This window comes from Streptomyces sp. NPDC005808 (genome assembly GCF_042871385.1).
Classification (GTDB): domain Bacteria; phylum Actinomycetota; class Actinomycetes; order Streptomycetales; family Streptomycetaceae; genus Streptomyces.
The window spans coordinates 75,370-95,076 of record NZ_JBIAIK010000013.1 but is presented as its reverse complement, the minus strand read 5'-3'; the positions used below and the strand labels follow the sequence as shown (position 1 = coordinate 95,076).

Below are 19,707 nucleotides of genomic sequence, written 5' to 3'. Positions count from 1 at the left end.
GAGGGCGAGGCGGTCGACGATGGCCGCGCAGCGTCGGGGATCGGTGAAGGGATTGGCCCACCTGGAGTCCCACCCCAAGCACCCAAGTTGTGTCGAAACTCGGCGACATCACTCGAAGCCGACACCAGGTGGTGTCATCGCCGGTCGACAAGGGGGGTGAGAACTCGGCGATGGCCGGTACGTGGTGGCGAGGTGTGAGCAATGAGTCTCAGAGCGGGTTGATGCGGGCCTTGAGCAGGCAGAACTCATTGCCTTCGGGGTCGGTCAGGACATGCCACTGTTCCTGCCCTGTCTGTCCGATGTCGGCCGGGCGCGCACCGAGCTTGAGAAGGCGTTCGAGCTCGGCGTCCTGATCGCGATCGGTGGCGTTGACGTCGATGTGCAGTCGGGATTTGCCCTTCTCCGGCTCATCCCTGCGACTGAGGATGATCGTCGGCTGCGGACCGCCGAACCCTTCGCGCGGCCCGATCTCCAGAGTGCCGTCGTCCTCGCGATCGAGCACGACGAAGTCCAGGACCTCGCACCAGAACCGCGCCAGCACCTCGGGGTCGCGGCAACCGAGCACGAGCTCACTGATACGACATGCCATGGCGAAACCTGCTCTCAGACGGGGACTGCCGGGAGAGACCACACGAACCTCATGGACTCGTCGGCAGTGAAAACAACCCCGCGAACGTACCGGACGAGGCGAGCATGGGCGAATTGATTTGAGGGCCCATGCTGTCCGGGCAGCCGGGCAACTCCGTTGGCCATGCAGCAGGAAAGCTGACTTCGGGAATTCCGGGTCTCCCATCCCGCTCCCACCAGGCGTCGAGGCCCCGGGTCACCCACCGCCGGCCCGGCCGGCAACGAACCGACCAACGTCAGCCCAAGCAGGGCCGGACGGGCCCAGTCCGCAGGGTCACGCCGAAATCCGTACGGCACCGCTGAAGCCGCTCTACGCGGCTCGGCTTTATTCGGTTGCCGCTCTCCGTGTCCGCCCCCACCATGGGCGAGACACCGGGAGCTGCCCGGTGCTCCACGAGAGGAGGCACGACCGTGACCACGACTGTCCTCGGCCTGCCCGCAGACCGCCTCCCTCTCGCCTCATGGAGCACCTCCAGCGATGTCTCGCGACGATCTCTCGCAGCACCCTCAACACCCGGCATTTCCTGACGACTTCAGCACCGCCCCCGACTGCCGCGTCCCGGCACCGGACGACCTGGGCGACGTCGACGACCGGTTCGTCTTCGACTTCCGCCCCTACGACGACCTCGAGGACGGCCAGCGCTGGTCGACCTGGCTCAGCGTCGAACCCCTCTGCCGAGGCCCCGAGCCGCTCCCGGACTGGGTGGTGACCTCGCAGGGCGCGATCGACAGGGAGCTCGGCGTCCTCAAGACCGGCAAGGAGGCCGACGTCCACCTCGTCGAGCGCGCCGACCCGCTCGACCCGGGCGCCGGTGTGGTCATGGCGGCCAAGCGGTACCGCTCTCCCGAGCACCGGAGCTTCCACCGCGCCGCGTCCTATACCGAGGGCCGCTCGATGAAGCGCTCACGTGACGAGCGGGCCGTCAAGCGCAAGAGCACCTTCGGCCGACAGGTCGCGGCCGGCGAGTGGGCGGTGTCCGAGTGGGGTGCGCTGGTGCGGCTCTGGAACCTCGGGTTGCCGGTTCCCTACCCTGTCCAGATCGACGGCACCGAGATCCTGATGGAGTGGATCACCGTCGTCGGCGAGGACGGCGCCGTCGAGACGGCGCCCCGGCTCGCCCAGACCCGACCCTCCCCCGAACTGCTGGCGGCGTACTTCGAGCAGCTCACCGATGCGCTCGCGACGATGGTGCAGAACGGTGTCGTGCACGGCGACCTCTCGGCGTACAACATCCTGGCGGCGGGGGACAGGCTGGTCATCATCGACCTGCCACAGATCGTCGACCTGGTGGGCAACCTCAACGGGATGAACTTCCTCCAGCGCGACTGCGCCAACATCTGCGGCTGGTTCCGCTCGCGGGGCCTGGAGGTCGACGAGCAGGCGTTGTTCGCGGAGCTCATGGCGCATGCCTTCTGAAGCGGGCGGCTGGTTGGGCTCCGTCAGGTGCGAGTGGGACTCGCTCGTTCGCGCTGGTCGATAACGCGGGTGCTGGTCCAGCAGTTCAGGAGGCCCTGGATGGCGTTCAGGACCTGGCAGAGCGTCAGGCCGGCGTGGGTGCCGTTGGGGGAGAGGGCGCTGTTCGGTGAGGAAGGCGTGGGCGACCGTGATGAGGGTGACGTGCTGATGCCGCGTCACCACTCGGCATCGCGGCCCATTCCTGAGGCAGCGACAGCAGAGCGGTGAACGAGCCTTGTGCAAGGAGCGGTTCACCGGCAGCCCGGCGCACCCCGACGCCTGCCGGTTCAGCGCCTGAACGGGGCCCGCACGGACTACACGCAGTGCACTCAACGGGCCTTGTGGGGTTGTTCGAAGGGTTCTTGGGCCACAAGGTTCTTCGTGGGCACGGCGTCGATGATCCAGACGTTGCGCTGTCGGTCGGCCAGGAGCGCCGTAATTGACAGCAGAAGTGCTCCCGTTGCGACGATGAGGACGACCAGTAAGGCACCTTCGACGCCATGGGTGTCTACAAGGTTGCCGGAGACGGCTTGCCCGACGGCTGTTCCGAGGGGGCCTCCGGCGCAGAGGACGGTCATGGCGACCGCGGCCCGTTCAGTGGGGGCCAGCCGTTCGGTCAGTGCGTAGAGGCTGATCATGTAGGGCGCGACGGTGAAGCTTGCGACTGCGACCGCGGCGGGGACGGACACCAGTTGGGCGCCGACGAAGAGGACCAGCATGCCGACGAAGAGGGTGGCGGCGAAGGAGACGTAGCGGGCGCGCAGGGTAAACCGTTGCGGAAGCCAGGCGCAGGCGGCGCCGGCCAGGGCGCTGCCGATGCCGAACTCGGCGTACACGAGTCCTGCCGCGCCGGGCTGGTCGATCGTGTCGGCGTACACGGTGACGGCCGTCTGGACCGCGCCGAAGATCGCTCCTGTCGCGACCATCGCCAGGAACATGACGGCCAGCGGACGTCGCGGCAGGTGCGGCTTCTCCTGCCGTTCCGAAGGCTGCTGCTGAGTCGTGGGGTGGGCGTAGATCAGGGCGAAGGGGAGGGTACTCGTTGCGATCAGAGCCATCGTCACGACGGCGGGTGCGAGGGGGCCGACCGACGCGAGCAATCCGACGAACGCGGGCCCTGCGACAAAACTCAACTCATCGACGGACGCCTCGTAGGACAGGGCCGCGGGCAAAAGGTGGTGCCTGTTACGGGACTCCACCAGACGTGACCAGTGCACCCGGACGAGGGGACCGACCTGGGGCTGGGTCAGGCCCACGACAGCGGCCGCAGCGAACATGCTGTCTCGGCTGCCGTGGCTCGCGGCCAGCAACGCCGACCAAGCGGCGAAGTTGGCAATCGCGGCGGCCAATCCGACGGACCGGTGGCTGTACAGGTCGGCCAGGGCCCCGACAAGCGGGCCGCCGACGGCGATGGCGATGCTCTGGGCCGCGCTCGCGAGTCCGGCGAAGGCGTAACTGTGCGTCGCTGCCTGGAGCAGCATGAGGGTGGAAAGAGCTGAGGTCGCGTACGGCAGGCGGGCAAGGAATCCCAAGGGGAAGAAGCCGACGCCTGCCACACGGAGCAGAGAGCGGTAGGGCACTGATGTCTCCATCGGGCACGTCGAGGAGACGCGCCACCCAGCCACCAACGCGTCGACGAGCCCGATTCTGATCATCAACGTAGCCAAGGCGGCTGAAGACTGTACAGATGCGCCGGCCCAGGCGAATGGAACAACGCGGGCCGCCAGGGGCCGTACGGGAGCAGCCGAGTGGGCGGTTGCGGGCCGAGCCGGGGGAGGGCGGGATCGCGATCGGCGGCGCGGCTCTGGCCGCCGAGGCGGCCGGGTTGGGTCTGGTCGACGAGCACCGGGCCATGGTGTACCCGGTGTTGGTGGGCGGTGGCCCTTGATGCTTCCGGCGGTGCCATTCCTGACGGTTCGATGCCGGCGGACGTCGTGACTGTGTCGAATCCGGCCGGTTACTCGAGATCGAGGACGGCTTTGCCGTGGAGGCGGCGGCCGAGCAGGGCCTGTACTGGCTCGAGGTGGCGAGTCCAGGGGCCGCGCCAGCTGATGCCCGGATCGAGGTGACCTGCGGTGATCTCGCCGGCCAGCCAGGTCAGATCGGCGGAGAAGTCGGTGGCGGGGTCACCGAAGAGGAAGAAGGTGCGGATCGATCGGTCGTGCCGTCCTCCGTTGCCCAGCAGCGCATCCGGTGACATCACGACGTCGGCCTCGGACGAGCGGCCCACACTGAAGAGGGTGCCGCCGGCCGACAGGGCGGCGAAGGCGTCTACGAGGTACTGGCCGCCGACGTTGTCGAGAACGGCCGACACGGGCTGCCGCACGGCGGCCGGCTCGGCGTGGACCTCGTGGGCGCCCAGGGCTCGCAGTCCGTCCGCTTGGGCGGGGTTCCGGCTGATGGCAACGACATGCGCGCCCGCGCGGGCGGCCAGCTGGACGGCGTAGCGGCCGACGCCGCCGGAAGCACCGGTGATCATCACGCGCCGACCGAGCAGTGATCTCATCCGGCGCAGGGCGTGCAGGGCGCTCAGTCCGGCCACGGGGACGGTGCTCAGTGCGCCAGGGTCGGCGTCCTTCGGCGCGGTGCCGAGCCGGGCGGCGGGGACGGCTCGCAGCTCCGCCCAGCCGGCCTCGCCGAGAGTGACGACCCTTTCTCCCTCGGCCGGGCCGGAGCCGTCGGCGGCCGACTGGACGACCACCCCGGCCGCGTCCCAGCCGAGCACGGTGCCGCGCGGCATCTCCGGACGAATCGCCTCATGGACCTCACCGAAGTTCAGCGACACCGCCTCGACCCGCACCAGTGCCTCATGGGCGGCTGGCCGCGGTGCGGGGACATCCGTCAGCAACAGGTGCCCGGGTGAGTTGTGGTCGACGACGAGTGCGCGCACAGGAAGATGCCCTTCATGAATTGCCACAGTGTGGCGTTTGCCTCATTAGAGCACATGCGCGATCTCGGCGTACTTGGTAAAGTGCTCACGATGGTCGCCTCCGAACAGCCCGCCACCCTGCGCGAACGTAAGAAGTTCCGCACTCGCCAGACATTGGCCGACACCGCCGTCACGCTCTTCGGCGAACGCGGATTCGACAGCACGCCGCTGGACGCGCTGCTGGAGCAGGTGGAGGTGTCCCGGCGGACCTTCTTCCGTAACTTCCGCTCCAAGGAGGACGTGGCACTCACCGCCGTCAAGCAGCTCTGGGACGTCTACCTGGAAGTCCTGGACGGCATCAAGAAGTCGGGGCCGCTGGCCGACGTCTTCCTCGCCGCCATGCTGACCACCCTGGAGCGCATGGACGAGGACTGGTACCGGCGCTTTCCGCTCACACTGCGGCTGATCGCCGGCTCGCCCGCACTCGACGGCTATACGCTGCGGCACTGCGCCGAGGTCCAGGCTGAGATCGCGCGCCGACTCGACGTACAGAGCCCTCTCGAACTGCGGCTCCTCATCGAGTTCTTCGTGGCCGCCTGGCGCTGCGCACTGGACGAATGGCTGCCCGACTGCACACCGGGCGAACTGCCCGCACTCCTGCGCCGGTCCTGCTCATCCATGAATTCCGCCCTCAGCTTGTCCTTCAACGTCTGAAGTCGAAACGGGCCTTCCAGCTTGCATACTCACCTGGGCATTCGTCGGACGCCGACATGGCCATCGTCTGATCGTGTGCTACGCCCACGGGTGCACTGATCAAGACGACGGCCGTGAAGGTGAGTGCTCCTTGGCCCCGGCGCTGCGGGGAAGCCTTCGCGCAAGCGTCACGCTTCCCTAGGTTGTTCTGGGTCACGCGGCCGTGAAGGCGAGCACGGTGTTGTGGCCTCCGAAGCCGAGGGAGTGGCTGAGGGCGAGGCGGATGTGTTGGCGACGGCTTGCGGTGTTGACGATGTCGATGCCGGAGGTCGTGTCGTCCGGTGTCGTGAAATTGGCGGTGGGCGGAGCCGTTCGGCGGGTGATGCTCGCGATCGTGAGGGCCGCCTCGATGGCTCCGGCGGCGCCCATGGTGTGGCCGAGGGCCCCCTTGGCCGAGGTGACGGTGGGTTGGCGGCGTGCGTAGAGGTCACGGATCACGGTTGCTTCCACGGCGTCGTTGAGCGGGGTGCTGGTGCCGTGGGCGTTGATGTGGTCCACGTCGTAGGCACTGGCTCCCGCCATGGCCAGGGCGGTCCGGGTCGCAGCCCGCAGCCCGACTCCCTCGGGGTGGGGAGCCGTGGGGTGGTGCGCGTCGCTCGTGCTGCCGTGGCCTGCCAGAAGGGCGAGCGGGCGGGCGGTGCGCGCGTCGGCGTGCCGTCGGCGCTCCAGTACGAGCATGCCGGCCCCCTCGCCGAGGACGAAGCCGTCGCGGTCCTTGTCGAACGGGCGCGAGGCACGGCCGGGGTCGTCGCCGCGGCGGGACAGTGCGCCCATCTTGGCGAATCCGGCGGCGCACAGGGGTGTGATCATGGCGTCGGTGCCGCCCGCGACGGCGATGTCGCAGGCCCCTGTGCTCAGGAGCAGGCAGGCGGTGATGAGAGCCGTGGCTCCTGAGGCGCAGGCGGTGGACGTCTGCAAGGAGGGGCCGGTGGCGCCGAGTTCGAGGGTCAGGTGTCCGGCGGCCATGTTGGGCAGGAAGGCCGGCAGGGTCATGGGGGAGAGTGCGCCAGGACCGGTGCTGATCAGCTTGTGGTGCTGGGTTTCGAGCGTGTCGATGCCGCCGGCCGCGGTGCCGATCACCACTGCCACTCGGGCGGGGTCCCAGTCGGCCGGGTCCAGCCCGGCGGCGGCGAGGGCTTCCCGGGCGGCGGTCAGCAGGAACCGCGTGCTGCGGTCGAAGCGCCACAGCCGGCCCCGCCCGGGCTGCAGTGGCGGTACCCGGCAGGACAGGCTCACGGGTGTGTTGTTGAGGGCGGGGTCGGTGTGCGCGGTCGGCCGGCCCGTGCGCACCGTGTCCCAGGTGGCCTCGACGCCGATGCCACCCGGGGTCACCAGTCCGATGCCGGTGACGGCGATCTCGTCCTTCACGGTGTCGCCGTCCCGATTCCCGGGGCTGCTTCGTCCAGGAGGGCGGCCACCGAGCGGGCCACTTCACCGACGGTGAGGTCGACGGTGGCGGCGGAGTCGTCGAGCGGGACCTTCCACTCCTCCTGGAGAGTGACGAACAGCTCCACCACGGCGAGGGAGTCCAGGTCCAGGTCGCCAAGGACTGTGTCCGGGCTGATGCGGTCGGTGGCGACCTCGAACTTGTCGCCGAGGAGGATCACGAGGTGGTCGTAGACGCGGTCCACGGGTGGCTCCTTGAGAGGTCGGGGGTGCACAGCGGGGTGGTGTCCAGGTCGGTGTGCGGTGCCGTGGTCCTGGGGGCGACGGATGGCCAGGTGAGCGTCACGGACGCCCAGGTGAGGCCGCCGCCGAAGGCGGTGAGCAGGGAGCGTGCGCCCGGAGCGACCGCCTGGTGCACGGCGGGGTCGGCGAGGACGAGGGGGATGGAGGCGGCGGCCGTGTTGCCGAGTTCGTGGATGTTCCCGAACCGGTGTACCGGTGCGATGCCGAGGCGGTCGCCGACCGAGTCCAGAATGCGCTGGTTGGCCTGGTGGCCGATGAAGGACCGTACCGTCTGGGGTGTCCAACCGGCCTGGTCCAAGGCGGCGTTGGCGGACTGAGTCATGCGGCGGACGGCGTGGGCGTAGACCGCACGGCCCTGCATGTGGAAGTAGTGGGCGTCAGCAGTCGGCGGTGGCAGGTGGCGGGGGTGGCGGGATCCGCCCCCGGGGACCGTGATGAGGTCGCTGCCGCTGCCGTCCGCACCGAGGTCACTGGAGATGACGGCTCCCGGTTCGTCCTGGGTGCCCGCGCGCAGCAGGACGGCTCCGGCTCCGTCGCCGAAGATGGGGGCAGCTGTCCGGTCCGAGGGATTGACGATGCTGGTGTACGTTTCCGCCGCGATCACCAGAGGGGTTGTGCAGGCGCCGCCGCGTACCAGGGCGGTGGCGGTGGCCAGTGCGTAGAGGAATCCCGAGCACACGGCCGAGACGTCGAAGGCGGGGACGGTTCCGAGGCCGAGGCGGTGGGCGACTTCGGGGGCGGTGGCCGGGCAGGGATGGTCGGGTGTGCTGGTGGCCAGCAGCACCATGTCGGGCCGGAGATCGCCCGCGGAGTCAAGTGCCGCTCGGCCGGCGCCGACAGCCAGGTCACCGGTGCTGGTGCTCGGGTCGGCGTGGCGGCGTCGCGCGATGCCTGTGCGGTCACGGATCCAGGCATCGTCCGTGTGCAGGGCGCCGCGCGCGATGACCGAGTCGTTGTCGACGATGCGGGGCGGAAGGCAGGCACCGATGCCCGTGATGACCGCGGTGGGATCACCGGCGCTCATGGCGTTCCTTTCGTGGGGTCGTGGGGGCGGGCCGATGGGTCACGTTGTGGCGAAGGGGGAAGGGGGCTTGGGATGGCCGGCGAGGCCCCCGTCCGGTACGGCGAGCCCGCCGTCGACGACCAGAGCGTGCCCGGTCACGAACGACGAGGCCGGTGAGGCGAGGAAGAGCGTGGCGCCGACCACCTCGTCGGCGGTGGCCCAACGGCCGAGCGGGACATGGCTGGTGAGCCAGTCCGACAGGGGACCGGCCTCGCTGGCGAAGGCCGTCATGTCCGTACGGGTCCAGCCCGGGCACAAGGCGTTGACGCGGATGCCCTGGCGGGCCCAGCCGACGGCGAGACTGCGGGTGAGGGAGATCTGGGCGGCCTTGGTGGCGGCGTACGCCTCCATCATGGGGGTGCCGACGAGTCCCGCGACGGAGGACATCAGGACGAGGCTGGCACGCGCCGAGTCGGCCAGGTACGGGTGAGCGGCCCGGCACAGTGCCGCCGTGGCATTGAGGTTGACGGCGATGACCCTGTCCCAGTCCTCCTGGTCGGAGTGCTGCAGCGGTGCAAGGAGTGGGGTGCCGTCCTCCGCCGTGGGCAGGGTGCCCGCGTTGTGCACGATGACGTCGAGGCCGCCCAGCGCGGAGGCAGCCCGGTCCACCAGGTCGGCGGCCGTACCCGGTACGGCGAGGTCTCCGTCGAGGGCCACGGCCTTGCGGCCCCGGTCTTCCACCTCCCGTACGGTGCCGTCGAGGGCGGGCAGCGTGCGTGCGGTGACGACCAGGTCGCAGCCCGCGTCGGCGAGGCCCGAGGCGACGGCCTTGCCGATGCCTCGGGAGGCGCCGGTCACCAGGGCGCGTGCACCGTCCAGGCGGAACAGGTCAACAGCGTTCATAGCAGGGCCCTTTCTGACGACGATTCGGAGCGGACGAACGAGGACACGGGGGTGATCGCGGGCGCTCCGCTCCAGGTGAGCAGCGCGCTGCCCCAGGTCATACCGGCCCCGAAGACCGCGATCAGGACGCGGTCTCCGGGCTGCAGGCCGTGCCGTTCGGCCGCGACGGCGAGGGCGTACGGGGCGCTGGCTGCGCCGATGTTGCCGACCTCGTCGCCGACGACCACCAGGCGGTCGGCAGGGACGCCGAGGTCGGCGGCGATGCGCCTCAGCAGCACGGGGTTGGGCTGATGGGCGACGACACATGCGACATCCCGGATGTCCAGCCCGCCGTGCTGGAGGGTGTCCGTGATCAGCTGGGGGAAGACGTCGGTGATGAAGCGGCTGATGGTCCGGCCGTCCATGCGGATGCAGTGGTTTCGGTCGGCGAGGGTGGCGGTGCTGGCGGGGAGACGGCTGCCGCCGGCGGGGATCAGCACGCGGCCGGCGAGGGCACCGTCGGAGCCGAGGGCGAAGTGCGTGAATCCCTGAGCCCCGTCCACCGGCCCCAGAACCGCCGCGGCCGCTCCGTCGGCGAACAGCACCGCCGTGCCCCGGTCGGCCGGATCGACGAATTTCGAGTACGCCTCGACGCCGACGACCACCGCGTACCGGATCTCCGGGCTGCCGCGCAGCCAGTCGTGCGCGACCTTGGCAGCGAACAGCCAGCCCGAGCAGGCCGCGCTGACGTCGAGGGCGACAGCACCTGAGGCGCCGATCAGCGCCTGTACCCGGCAGGCGGTCGAGGGACCGAGCTCGTCGGGGGTGGAGGTCGCGCAGACCAATAGGCCGATGTCGGCGACGTCGATGCCTGCGGCGTCGGCCGCCGAGCGGACCGCGTGCGCGGCCAGATCCGAGGCGGCCTCGTCGGGACCGGCCACATGGCGTCTGAGTACACCGGTGCGCTCACTGATCCACTCAGCGGTCACTCCGGCATCCCGTGCCACTTCGGCGTTGGTGCGGACGGTGGGCGGCAGGTGGGTCCCCATGCCCAGGACTCCGATACGGCGGCCGGTCATGCCGTTGCTCCTCGCGTCCAGGTCAACGTGGTCTCCAGGGCGGTGTTGTAGTCCGTCGCGGCCAGCGGTGCCGACGCGATGTCGTCGGGGTGGGCGAAGGCTTCCGTCAGCAGCGGCAGGTGCGGCAGGACCTCGTCGCACAGTCGGTCGGCGACGGCGGGCAGGTCTTCGAGGTCCTGCGGTCGGAGCGTTCCGAGGGTGAGCAGCGGTCCTGACCAGCGACGGGCGGCCGTGACACCGTGCAGGGCCGCCAGTGGTTCGAGGGCCTGGGCGAGGGTGCGGTCCTGTGTCCTGTCGACGGTGTGTGCCAGGTCCTCGGCCACCAGGCGCGTCGCGTAGGTCTCACCGAGCAGCCCGGCTTCTTCCAGCAGCGGGTTCCATACGTCGAACGCAGTGGCGTCGCTCGCGTCGCGCCGACGTGCCAGGCGACGGGTCAACTCCTCCTGATGCCGGCGCAGGACCGCGGGCCACCACCTGGGCGAAGTGACAGGCGGGTCGGCGGGCAAGGGAGGCTCCGCGGTGCCGGGTCCCTGTTCGACGAGGGCGCGTCCGATGTCGTAGAAGATGAGCTGGCTGTCGCCGCCGGCCGCGTCGAAGGCGTGGTGGAAGCCGTGATAGGCGGCGAGCCGGTTCACGTCCAGGTGGCCGGAGAAGCCGCAGCGCTGCTGGCAGTCGGCGCTGACACGGGCAGCCATCCGCACGGTGACAGCCTTGTACGCGGCCAGTGGCCGGCTGACGGCGGCCCACGGTGTGAAGCTCATCGCCTCACCGTCGTCCGGTCCCGCGGGTGGGGCTGCGAGGGATTCGGTCCACACCTCTCGTGCCCCGTGCGCTGCGCAGGTGAGGGCGAACGCGTCGGCCAGGGCGCCCAGGACCACGCGCTGCTGGGTCCGGTACGCGAGCAGGGGCACGCCGGGAGCCAGTCGCCCCTGGGTACGTCGCTGCCGGGCGTAGTTGACGGCCTGTACGGCGGACTGCCGAGAGGTGGCCGCGGCGACCGCCGGCATCGTCGCCCACAGCCCCTGGCCCACGCGCAGGGTGCGCTGAAGGCGCTGCTCGTGCGAGCCCGCCGGATCATGGAACGCGCCGTCGGGGTCTGTGCGGGCACCGTCGGAGAGCCAGTGGACGTACGGGATCCGGACGTGGTGGAAGCGCACTTGGACGTAGTCGAGGGGGAGAGCGCCCAGGCCGATCGGTGAGGACATCTCGATGCCGGGCAGGAGTCCCGCGTCGCCGGTGAGACCGACCACGAAGGCGAAGACCCCTCGGTCGGTTCCCTCGGTGAACAAACGGGCGAGGACAACCCCCGTCTGCGGGATGTCCAGTGTTCCCGCGCTGGCGAACTTGGCGGCGAGCGGGTCGGGAGTGTGCAGGACGAACCCTCCGCCGACCGGGTCGTGGTCGGCGCGCGTGCGGGTGGCGAGATGGCTGTTCGCCTGGCCCGCTTCGGTGATCAGGTAGACCCCCTTGGCCCGTCCGGACAGCAGTGCCGCCATCTCGGGGGCCAGAGCGTCGGGTTCGGCGGAGAGATGGGCCATCGAGCCGAGGCAGAGGACGTGGTGGACCAGGGCCGCCAGGCAGAGCGGAGGGTCGGCGACCGCCGCCCAGGCGTGCGCGGCGGCCAGGCGTGCGGGGTCGGCGAAGGGGTCGTGTCCGGGCGGCAGGGCTTCGCCCAGCGTGCCGAGTCGGCGCAGCAGTTGTTTGCCCCTGCTGTCACCGGGCTGCGAGGCGTCCAACTGGGCACCTACGGCGAGCGCCTTGTGGAGTGCGGACAGGAGTGCGGGCTCGCAGGAGCCGTACAGGAGTCGGTGTATCTCGTCGCGGGCGGCAGAGGGCAGGGACGCGAGGAGCATCAGGGATTCTCCAGGACCGGGAGTGGGGTCGTCACCAGCGGAAGTCGGGTTCAGCGAGCGGAGCATGCACGGGCGGTGCGGCAGTGCCGGCGAGCACGGCAGTGCCGGCGAGCACCCGGCGGGCACTGCTTGCCAGCGCAGCGCCCGTGCCCGCCTCGAAGAGGGCATCGGGCCGCAGTTCGGCGACCTGACGCAGCACCGCGGGCACCACGGCCGGCTTGATGAGGCAGTCGGCCAGGCGTGCGGCCAGGTCGTCGTCGGGGCGGTAGCAGCGCCCCGCCACGGCCGAATAGACGGGGCAGAGTGCGGCCGAACGCGGGTAGGCCCGCAGGGACTTGGCGAACACCTCCGCCGCGGAGCCGAGTTCGGGGTGATGCGAGGAGAACGGCAGGCGCAGGCGTACTGCGGTGACACCCTTGTCCACGGCCGTCTGCTCCACGCGGGTCAGTTCGGGTACGGGGCCGGTGACCACCACGGACCGGTCGTCGTTGACGACTGCCACCACCGTTCCGGCCGTTCCGGATTCCGCCAGCAGACGGTGTGCTGCCTGCTCGGAGCAGGAAAGCAGGGTCAGGCCGCCGGGGCAGGAGGCAAGGACGAGCGCGAGGTCATGCGCTGCGCGTGCGCCGTCCGCGACGGTGAGAACTCCGGCGGCGGTCAGCGCGGTGATCTCGCCGAAGCTCACTCCGACCACCGCCGACGGTGGTTCGTACGACTGGCACAGTGCCCGGTGCACGGCGAGCGACGCGCCGAACAGAGCCATCGGCACGGTGCCCGTGGGAGCGTGCGCCAACTCCCGGCCGCTGGGCGGCTGTGCCCCGAGCAGCCGGGGACCGAGCGCGGCCAGTCCGCGCTCCGCCGCCACGTCGTCGATCTGTTCGAAGACCTCCTCGACGGCCGATCGCACACCGCTGTGGGCACGGACGGCACTGACAAGTGTGCCGATGGAGAAGTCCCCCTGACCGGGGAACAGATGGACGGAACGCCGAGGGGCCACCGGGTGATCAGGTCCGCGTACTGAACTGACGCGCATGTCATCCCTTCGTTCGCACGGGTACCGCAGCACAGGGGGCGCAGGTCGGCTGCCGTGCGCCCTCCTGTGCGTACTGGGCGCGGGTCTGACGGCGTTGCACCTTGATCCTGCACGGGGGCGAGTGCTTTCACCGCATATGCGGCGGGCGAACGCGTTGAACACATGCGGATGTTGAACGTTCGTACTGCCGCGGGGACGAGGGGGACAGAGAAGGAGCGTGCGATCGCCTCGTGCACCGAACCAGGCCCTGCGCACCCTCCTGACCGAGGCCGGGTGGAGCGGAGCCCAGCTGGCTCGCGCGGTCAACGCGCTCGGAGCCGTGCAGGGAACCGTGCTGCACTACGACCGGACCACCGTGGCGCACTGGCTGGTCGGCAGTTGCCCCCGGTCTCCCGTCCCCTCTCTTGTCGCGGAAGTCCTCTCCCGGCGTCTCGGCAGACCCGTCCACGTACAGGACACTGGGCTGATCCGCCCCGAGCAGTGGGGCTTGAGGGCGGGAAGGCCACTCGTCGAAGGGAGCGCCGTGGAACGCCTCGACGACGTGCTGCGGGACATCGACCGGCGCGGGGCGGCACGCATCGGCGCCTATTCGCTGGCGGCGCTGGCGATACCGAACGGACCGCCCGCCGCAGGCCGGGCTCCGCTCTCCGCACTCGACGCGTCGATGCCGGTCGGCATGGAGCAGGCGGCGTCCGCCCAGCAACTGCTCGCGCTGTTCTCCCGCGGTGACGCTGCCTTTGGGGCCGGAACGGTGCGGGAGCCGCTGCGACAGTACCTGTCCACCACGCTGCTTCCCTGGCTGCGGAGCGATATGAAGCCGGGCGTCCGGAGTGAACTGTTCACCGTCGCCGCCCAGCTCACCTATCTCTGCGCGTTCACCCACTTCGACATGAACCACCATGTCGCGGCCCAGCGTCTCTACCTCATGAGCGTCGAACTGGCCCGTGAGGCCGGCGACATGGTCGGACAAGCGCTCGCCCTGCGCGGGCTGAGTGTGCAGGCCCACGCGCTCGGGCACTTCACCGAAGCTCTGGACCTCGCGGAGCAGGCCGTGCGGATCGGCGTACGCCACGCCCCACCACATCAACAAGCCTTCTTCTACGGGCAATTGGCTGTCGCTCAGGCCGGCCGGGGTGACAGCCGCTCGATCCGTCACCTGGCGCTGGCCGAGCGCTGCCTGGAGAGGTCGTCGAGCCGCTCGTCCCCAGTCGGCGCCTTCCATCCTGGCTCCCTCGCACTCCAGCACGCGGCGGTGGCCAGGAGCCACGGAGACCACCGGGCAGCTGCCAGGGCTCTTGAGACCTCACTGCGCCACCGCCCCGCCGACGAACGCCGGTCCCGTGCCCTCAGCCTTGCGGAACTCGCCGAGACCCAACTGGCAGTCGGCCACCTGGAGCGGGCTTGCGGGACATGGCACGAATTCCTCGACACCCATCTGGTCATACACAGTGCCCGTGCCGACGACCGGCTGCGCTTCCTGATGGCAGGACTCCGCCCACATGCCGCGAATCCGACCGCCGCGGGCCTGCTCAGGCGGGCCGGCGAACTGTCGAGCAGAACGTCGGCCGCCGCCACGAAGCGGGACAGCCTGCGCACTCGTGCCTCCTGAGTGTGACCTGTCTCCCGCGTCTCGACGGACATTGGACTATCAGGGTGATAGCCGAAAATTCTGGTAGAAGCAGGTCAAGCGGCGGCTGTTGGATGGGGGCGTCACCTTCCTTCCGCTTGGCCCATGTCAGGAAAAAATGAACCGAAGCGTGCTCTCCGAGGTGTTCCACTCCACCACTCTGCGGGTCTTTCCCGGCACGCTCGTGGTCGCCGTATCGTGGCGACACCCCAGTCGCGGGCCCGTGGACTGCCCCGCCCACCGCCTGGTCGGCGCGCACGTCCGGCGAGCCGGTGTCACCACCGACCACCGCCCCCTGCACGACGGGGATTTACGCGACGACCTCACGGCGCCACCGACCACGGTCGTAGCGGTGTCCTACGAGAAACCCGAAGGCGGACACTGCGGTATCGCCCTCGCGGCCCGCAGCGAGGACACCGCCGCGCTGCAGCTGGCACACCGGCAGATCGAGTCCTGGAAGGCAGTCCTGCGTACCCGCAGGGTCCTGCACGTGGCGCCGCGGACGGCGAAGAGCACGGTGAACGGCCCCCGTCCACGGAGCACTCCGGTCCCGCCGCAGTCATCCAGCAACTCCCCTTCCTCGTGGCAGACCTGCGGATGCCCCGCTCGCGTAGGGTGCCCCTCCGCTGAGAACGTGCAGCTGTCGCTGCGCCGTTTCCTGGACAGAGGGGACGAAGTCGTCGTCGTGGGTGTCCCGGCCGGCGGGCGCGGAGCTGGGGCGACATGGTCCAAGGGGGCGCTTCGTGAGGGGGCGGGGTGGGTGGTGACGCCGCAGCAGGCCGAGACGCTGGCGGTTGTGGACCCTGACCGCCTCGCCTTCGTCGTCGCCCCGGGCGCCGTCGTCTCGGAAGCCGCGGCAGTCCTCAAGGTGTTGCGCAGGCGATTTCCGCGACTACGGGGCCAGCACCCCCGGGAGTGGTGCTACACCATGGACGACCTGCACACGGCCACCGGTTCGCTGCTGGCCCAGTCCGATGTGCTCCTTGTCACCGGTCGGGGAATCAGCCCCGCAGTGCGGGTCGCGGTCACGTACGCGGCCCGGACGGGGGTACGCGTCTTTGACATCACGGCACTGGACCGGCTCAGGCCCGAGGACATCGACGCGGCGACGATCACGGTGCTCGACGCGGAGGACGACGGACGGGAGTACCGAGGTGTGACGCGGGCTCTCGACGGTCTGGGGCCGACAAACCATGTCTGGCGGCACGTCAGCACCTCCACGGCGGCGCCGCGTTCCACCCGCACACTCACCGTGCCGTGAGCGGTCCGCACCGAAAGCCGACGCCACGCCCGGATGACAGGGTGCACGGAGCTGAACCAAGCGGGGATTCCAAGCGGGGATTCCAAGCGGGGATTCCAGTTTCGTAAGGCCGTCGGCGGGGCCATCGAGGTCATCTCCGGGCCGCGGGCCGGGAGAATCGACCGCGAAAGTGCCGGACCCGATGAAACGGGTCCGGCACTTCGTATGTGGCACTTCACGGGTTAATGATCTGCGATCACCCGGTGGATACCGAACCCCTCTTGCCGTCGCTCATCGAGACAGGGCCGGGGTGCTGCGCGGGAGCTTCCGGGCCTTCGCGGCCTGCTCATAGGCGTAGGCGAGCGAGAGCAGCAGCGGTTCGCTGAACTCGCGGCCGAGCAACTCGGCGCCCACCGGCACTCCGACCGGAGCTGCGGCCGTGGGGGTGGAGAACCCGCCGGGGAAGCAGACAGCCGGGAATCCCGTGCCGTTGGACAGGGTGCCGTTGCGTTCCGGCTGCGGGACGCCGACCAGAGAGACGAGCACCTTCTGCAGCGGGTACAGGATCGCGTCGACGTTGAGCTCGGCCATCTTGCCCGAGACCGCCAGCCGCAGCTTTTCACGGTTGACGTAGTGGTCCTTGTAGGTCGGATCGTTCAGGCCGTCCACGATGGCGAATTCCGTATCGAGCGCGGCCTGGGCCTCGGGCGTCGCCGTCTTGGACGCGACCAGCTGGTCGAAGGTGTGCACCGGGGCGTCCGGACCGAGTTCGGCGAAGTACGCGTCCATGGCCGTGTGAGCCTCCCACGTCGAGGTGACCACGACGGACTGCAGGGTGTCGTACGCCGGCAGGCTGAACCGGACGATGGTCGCGCCCTGCGCCTGCATGGTGGAGATGACGTCCTCCATCACGCGGTTGACCTCCCGGTGCCGGGCCTCGGTGCCGAACAGGTTGGTCATCACGCCGATGCGGGCGCCCTTGAGCGCGTTGCGTTGCAGCCCGTCCGTGTAGCTGCGCGGAGACTCGCCGACGCCGTATCCCGTGACCGGGTCGTTCGGGTCGAAGCCCACCATGACGTCGAGCAGCCGAGCGGCGTCCTCCACCGTACGGGTGATGGGTCCGAGTTCGTCCTGGGTGATGCTGTTGGGTATGACGCCGTGCCGGCTGATCAGACCTCTTGTGGGCCGTACGCCGACGAGGCTGTTGGCCGAGGCAGGAGAGCGGACCGACTGACCGGTGTCACTGCCTGTGCCCAGGACTGCGAAGTTGGACGCGATCGCGGCACCCGTGCCGCCACTGGATCCACCCGGCGTGCGGGTGAGGTCGTAGGGATTGAGGACCTGTCCGCCCAGTGAGCTGAGGGAGTTGCCGCCCCGGGCGAATTCCTGCAGGTTGGCCTTGGCGAGGATGATCGCCCCGGCCTTGCGCATCTTCTCGACCGTGAAGGCGTCCGTGGGCGGTACGGAAGTACGCATCGCTGTGTTGCCGCCGGTGGTCGGCATGTCGAAGGTGTCGTAGTTGTCCTTCAGGATGACCGGGATGCCGTGCAGCGGGCCGGTCGGGCCGGAACGCCGGTACTGGCGGTCCAGCTCGTCGGCGGTCTCCAGCGCGCGCGGGTTGATCGTGATGAGTGTCTTGAGGGAAGGCCCCTGCTGGTCGTAGGCGGCGATCCGGTCGAGGTACTGCTGCACCAGCTCCCGGCAGGTGAGCTGACCGCGACGGTAGGCGTCGTGGATGTCGGCGATGGTCGCCTCCATCAATTGGAAGCCGCCCGGGCGGGACCGCGGCCCGGACGCAGCGGCCGCTGCCTTCGAGGTGGCCGCCCCCTGCGCGACGGCCGGGCTTCCCGTCCCGCCCACTATGCCCACGGCGCCGACCGCGCCCACGGCACCGATGAAGCCACGCCTGTTCAGATTGTTCAGCTCGTTCACGTGTCTACTGATCCTCTCTTGTACCGCCGCTGGGCGGCGGCAGGGTATGTGCGTCTCGTGACAACTGCGTTGGAAGAGCAACGCGGGGAGGCCCGGGACAACTGCCATGGGTGCGGCGGTGTGTCGCGCCCCCCGGGAGACGGGCGAGTGTGTCCCGCCCGGCACCCCTGTGCGGTCGGCACTGTTACGCGTGGCGCTCATTGGTGAAGTGAGCCTTCGGGATGACCCCGTGGACGCCGACGGTGCGGTCCACGACCTGGGACACCTCGAAGTCGGCGGCCGCCGACAGGTACGCGTACGCCACCGCGCGGTCCATGCCGAGGTCGTGCTGGAGGAAGTCCAGAGCGTTGACCACGGCCCGCCGCATGGCGATGTTCAGGTCGTTGATCTGACCGTTCTGGCCGCCGTCGGGATCCGACAGGCCCACGGCCACCCACGCGTCGGCGGTCTCGGCGAAGGGATAGCGGAAGGCGACGGACGGGGCGTCGCCGGAGCCCTGCCGGCACACGGTGAGACGGAAGGTCGTGCGCAGGGAACCCTCCATGGCCGTGAGGGCCACTTCGCCGTTGCCCATGGCCATGTGCGGGTCGCCGGTATAGAACAGCGCACCCTCGGCGAAGACAGGGAGGTAGAGGGTCGAGCCCTGCTGGAGCCGGTTGATGTCGATGTTGCCGCCCCCGAGAGTCGGGGGTATGGAGTTGAGCACCGGTGCCGTGAGGGCGTCCGCGGAGGCGAAGGCGACGCCCATCATGCCCATGTGAGGGTTGAGCGGGAAGGCGACTTCACCTGAAGTGCCCAGCGGCACCACGCCGTTGAGGACCCCTCCGCCACCACTGCGGACCGGAGTGAAGACCGAGACATTGCCGTAGTGGACGGGGTCTCCGGTGGACCGCCCGTCCGTCGAGACCGGGGGCATGACCTCGTCGAGCGTGATTCCCGCCGGGGCCGAGCCGCCGGCCTGGCGGGCGAGGGCGCCCTTGCCGTGGCGGCTCGACACAACCCCGTAGGGTACGCGCGGCAGGAGCGAGAGAATCTCGATCTTCAGTACGTCGCCGGGTTGCGCCCCCTCGACGTGGATCGGGCCGGTGACCACGTGCGGACCGTCGACGTCGAAGTCCCGGGTGGTCCGGTTGTAGTCGCGGGCGATGGCGATCGCGTCCTTGAGTACACGATCGGCGGGCACACCCTGGCTCTTGAAGTAGGCGGCGGGGTCGCGTCCCTGGTCCTCCAGGAGCCCTTCGTGGGAGACCGTGTCGACGGTCACCGACTCACCGGATCGCATCCGCAGCACCGGCCGGCTACCGCCCGAGGGAACGTATCCCCAGCGGATCTGCTCGGGAAGGGACGGCACGTAGTGCTTGCCGTGGATGGGCCCCTTGCCCGGCTGGAGGATCTCTTTGGGAAGCGCGGTCGTCGGTTGGGCTGCCTGCGCCGTGCCACTCGACAACAGTGTCGTCGCGGCGCCGGCCGCGCCCGCGGTGGTCACGGCGGTGGCGGCGCGGAGGAAACCGCGGCGCCCGAGACCGGAGATGAGCAGCTCCCGGGCCTCGCCCGGGTCCATGGCAGAGGTGTTCATGGGTACTCCAGAGTTCGTGTCGTGTGATCGGGAGAGCCGTGGGGCGGGTCCTGGCATGGCCGGGAAACCCGCGACGGCGTCGTGAGGT

16 protein-coding genes and 1 pseudogene are annotated in these 19,707 nt (G+C 69.8%); 5 read left to right on the top strand and 12 right to left on the bottom strand.

Annotated features, from left to right (window positions below):
- Positions 1-208: 208 nt before the first annotated feature.
- On the bottom strand, positions 209-589 hold the full coding sequence (locus tag ACFYPC_RS26575; protein ID WP_388680904.1) for a VOC family protein: 381 nt from the start codon (positions 587-589) through the stop codon (positions 209-211).
- A gap of 516 nt (positions 590-1,105) precedes the next feature.
- Here ACFYPC_RS26575 and ACFYPC_RS26570 point away from each other — a divergent pair.
- Positions 1,106-2,044, top strand: a complete 939-nt coding sequence (locus tag ACFYPC_RS26570; protein WP_388680901.1) for a serine protein kinase RIO — start codon at positions 1,106-1,108, stop codon at positions 2,042-2,044.
- Between the two features lie 368 nt (positions 2,045-2,412).
- Here ACFYPC_RS26570 and ACFYPC_RS26565 read toward each other — a convergent pair whose 3' ends face one another.
- Complete coding sequence (locus tag ACFYPC_RS26565) at positions 2,413-3,738, bottom strand: MFS transporter (RefSeq protein WP_388680898.1); 1,326 nt, start codon at positions 3,736-3,738, stop codon at positions 2,413-2,415.
- Positions 3,739-3,836: 98 nt separating this feature from the next.
- On the opposite strand from ACFYPC_RS26565, the pseudogene ACFYPC_RS26560 reads away from it, so the two are divergent.
- Positions 3,837-3,965: pseudogene (locus ACFYPC_RS26560) on the top strand (dihydrofolate reductase); the annotation flags it as partial.
- 75 nt (positions 3,966-4,040) lie between these two features.
- Here ACFYPC_RS26560 and ACFYPC_RS26555 read toward each other — a convergent pair.
- A complete protein-coding gene (locus ACFYPC_RS26555; RefSeq protein ID WP_388680895.1) occupies positions 4,041-4,973 on the bottom strand; it encodes a zinc-binding dehydrogenase in 933 nt (310 codons plus the stop codon).
- A gap of 90 nt (positions 4,974-5,063) precedes the next feature.
- Between ACFYPC_RS26555 and ACFYPC_RS26550 the strand changes: the two genes are divergently transcribed.
- Positions 5,064-5,666 (top strand): TetR/AcrR family transcriptional regulator, encoded by a 603-nt coding sequence (locus ACFYPC_RS26550; RefSeq protein ID WP_388680893.1) that lies wholly within the window; start codon positions 5,064-5,066, stop codon positions 5,664-5,666.
- 192 nt (positions 5,667-5,858) lie between these two features.
- On the opposite strand, the gene ACFYPC_RS26545 is transcribed toward ACFYPC_RS26550, so the two are convergent.
- From ACFYPC_RS26545 to ACFYPC_RS26515, 7 genes are read right to left on the bottom strand one after another with little or no spacing between them, the layout of a single operon-like run.
- Positions 5,859-7,073: a beta-ketoacyl-[acyl-carrier-protein] synthase family protein gene (locus tag ACFYPC_RS26545; RefSeq protein ID WP_388680891.1), complete on the bottom strand. Its 1,215-nt coding sequence runs from the start codon at positions 7,071-7,073 to the stop codon at positions 5,859-5,861.
- Positions 7,070-7,336, bottom strand: a complete 267-nt coding sequence (locus ACFYPC_RS26540) for an acyl carrier protein (RefSeq protein ID WP_388680889.1) — start codon at positions 7,334-7,336, stop codon at positions 7,070-7,072. The genes ACFYPC_RS26545 and ACFYPC_RS26540 overlap by 4 nt, the downstream gene beginning before the upstream one ends.
- On the bottom strand, positions 7,309-8,418 hold the full coding sequence (locus ACFYPC_RS26535; protein ID WP_388680886.1) for a beta-ketoacyl-ACP synthase III: 1,110 nt from the start codon (positions 8,416-8,418) through the stop codon (positions 7,309-7,311). Before ACFYPC_RS26535 ends, ACFYPC_RS26540 begins: the two co-directional genes overlap by 28 nt.
- Before the next feature lie 39 nt (positions 8,419-8,457).
- Positions 8,458-9,300 (bottom strand): SDR family NAD(P)-dependent oxidoreductase, encoded by an 843-nt coding sequence (locus ACFYPC_RS26530; protein WP_388680883.1) that lies wholly within the window; start codon positions 9,298-9,300, stop codon positions 8,458-8,460.
- Positions 9,297-10,358, bottom strand: a complete 1,062-nt coding sequence (locus tag ACFYPC_RS26525) for a 3-oxoacyl-ACP synthase III family protein (protein WP_388680881.1) — start codon at positions 10,356-10,358, stop codon at positions 9,297-9,299. The genes ACFYPC_RS26530 and ACFYPC_RS26525 overlap by 4 nt, the downstream gene beginning before the upstream one ends.
- On the bottom strand, positions 10,355-12,211 hold the full coding sequence (locus tag ACFYPC_RS26520; RefSeq protein ID WP_388680878.1) for an acyl-CoA dehydrogenase: 1,857 nt from the start codon (positions 12,209-12,211) through the stop codon (positions 10,355-10,357). Before ACFYPC_RS26520 ends, ACFYPC_RS26525 begins: the two co-directional genes overlap by 4 nt.
- Positions 12,212-12,242: 31 nt before the next feature.
- Positions 12,243-13,244: an ACP S-malonyltransferase gene (locus tag ACFYPC_RS26515; protein WP_388680876.1), complete on the bottom strand. Its 1,002-nt coding sequence runs from the start codon at positions 13,242-13,244 to the stop codon at positions 12,243-12,245.
- Between the two features lie 217 nt (positions 13,245-13,461).
- Between ACFYPC_RS26515 and ACFYPC_RS26510 the strand changes: the two genes are divergently transcribed.
- Together ACFYPC_RS26510 and ACFYPC_RS26505 are read left to right on the top strand one after the other, a co-directional pair.
- Positions 13,462-14,853 (top strand): hypothetical protein, encoded by a 1,392-nt coding sequence (locus ACFYPC_RS26510; RefSeq protein ID WP_388680873.1) that lies wholly within the window; start codon positions 13,462-13,464, stop codon positions 14,851-14,853.
- Positions 14,854-14,989: 136 nt separating this feature from the next.
- Positions 14,990-16,132, top strand: a complete 1,143-nt coding sequence (locus ACFYPC_RS26505; protein WP_388680871.1) for a 4-hydroxy-3-methylbut-2-enyl diphosphate reductase — start codon at positions 14,990-14,992, stop codon at positions 16,130-16,132.
- Positions 16,133-16,402: 270 nt separating this feature from the next.
- Here the strand turns inward: ACFYPC_RS26505 and ACFYPC_RS26500 are convergent, their stop codons facing one another.
- Together ACFYPC_RS26500 and ACFYPC_RS26495 are read right to left on the bottom strand one after the other, a co-directional pair.
- A complete protein-coding gene (locus ACFYPC_RS26500) occupies positions 16,403-18,043 on the bottom strand; it encodes an amidase family protein (protein ID WP_388680868.1) in 1,641 nt (546 codons plus the stop codon).
- 184 nt (positions 18,044-18,227) lie between these two features.
- On the bottom strand, positions 18,228-19,619 hold the full coding sequence (locus tag ACFYPC_RS26495) for an acetamidase/formamidase family protein (protein ID WP_388680865.1): 1,392 nt from the start codon (positions 19,617-19,619) through the stop codon (positions 18,228-18,230).
- Positions 19,620-19,707: the final 88 nt, after the last annotated feature.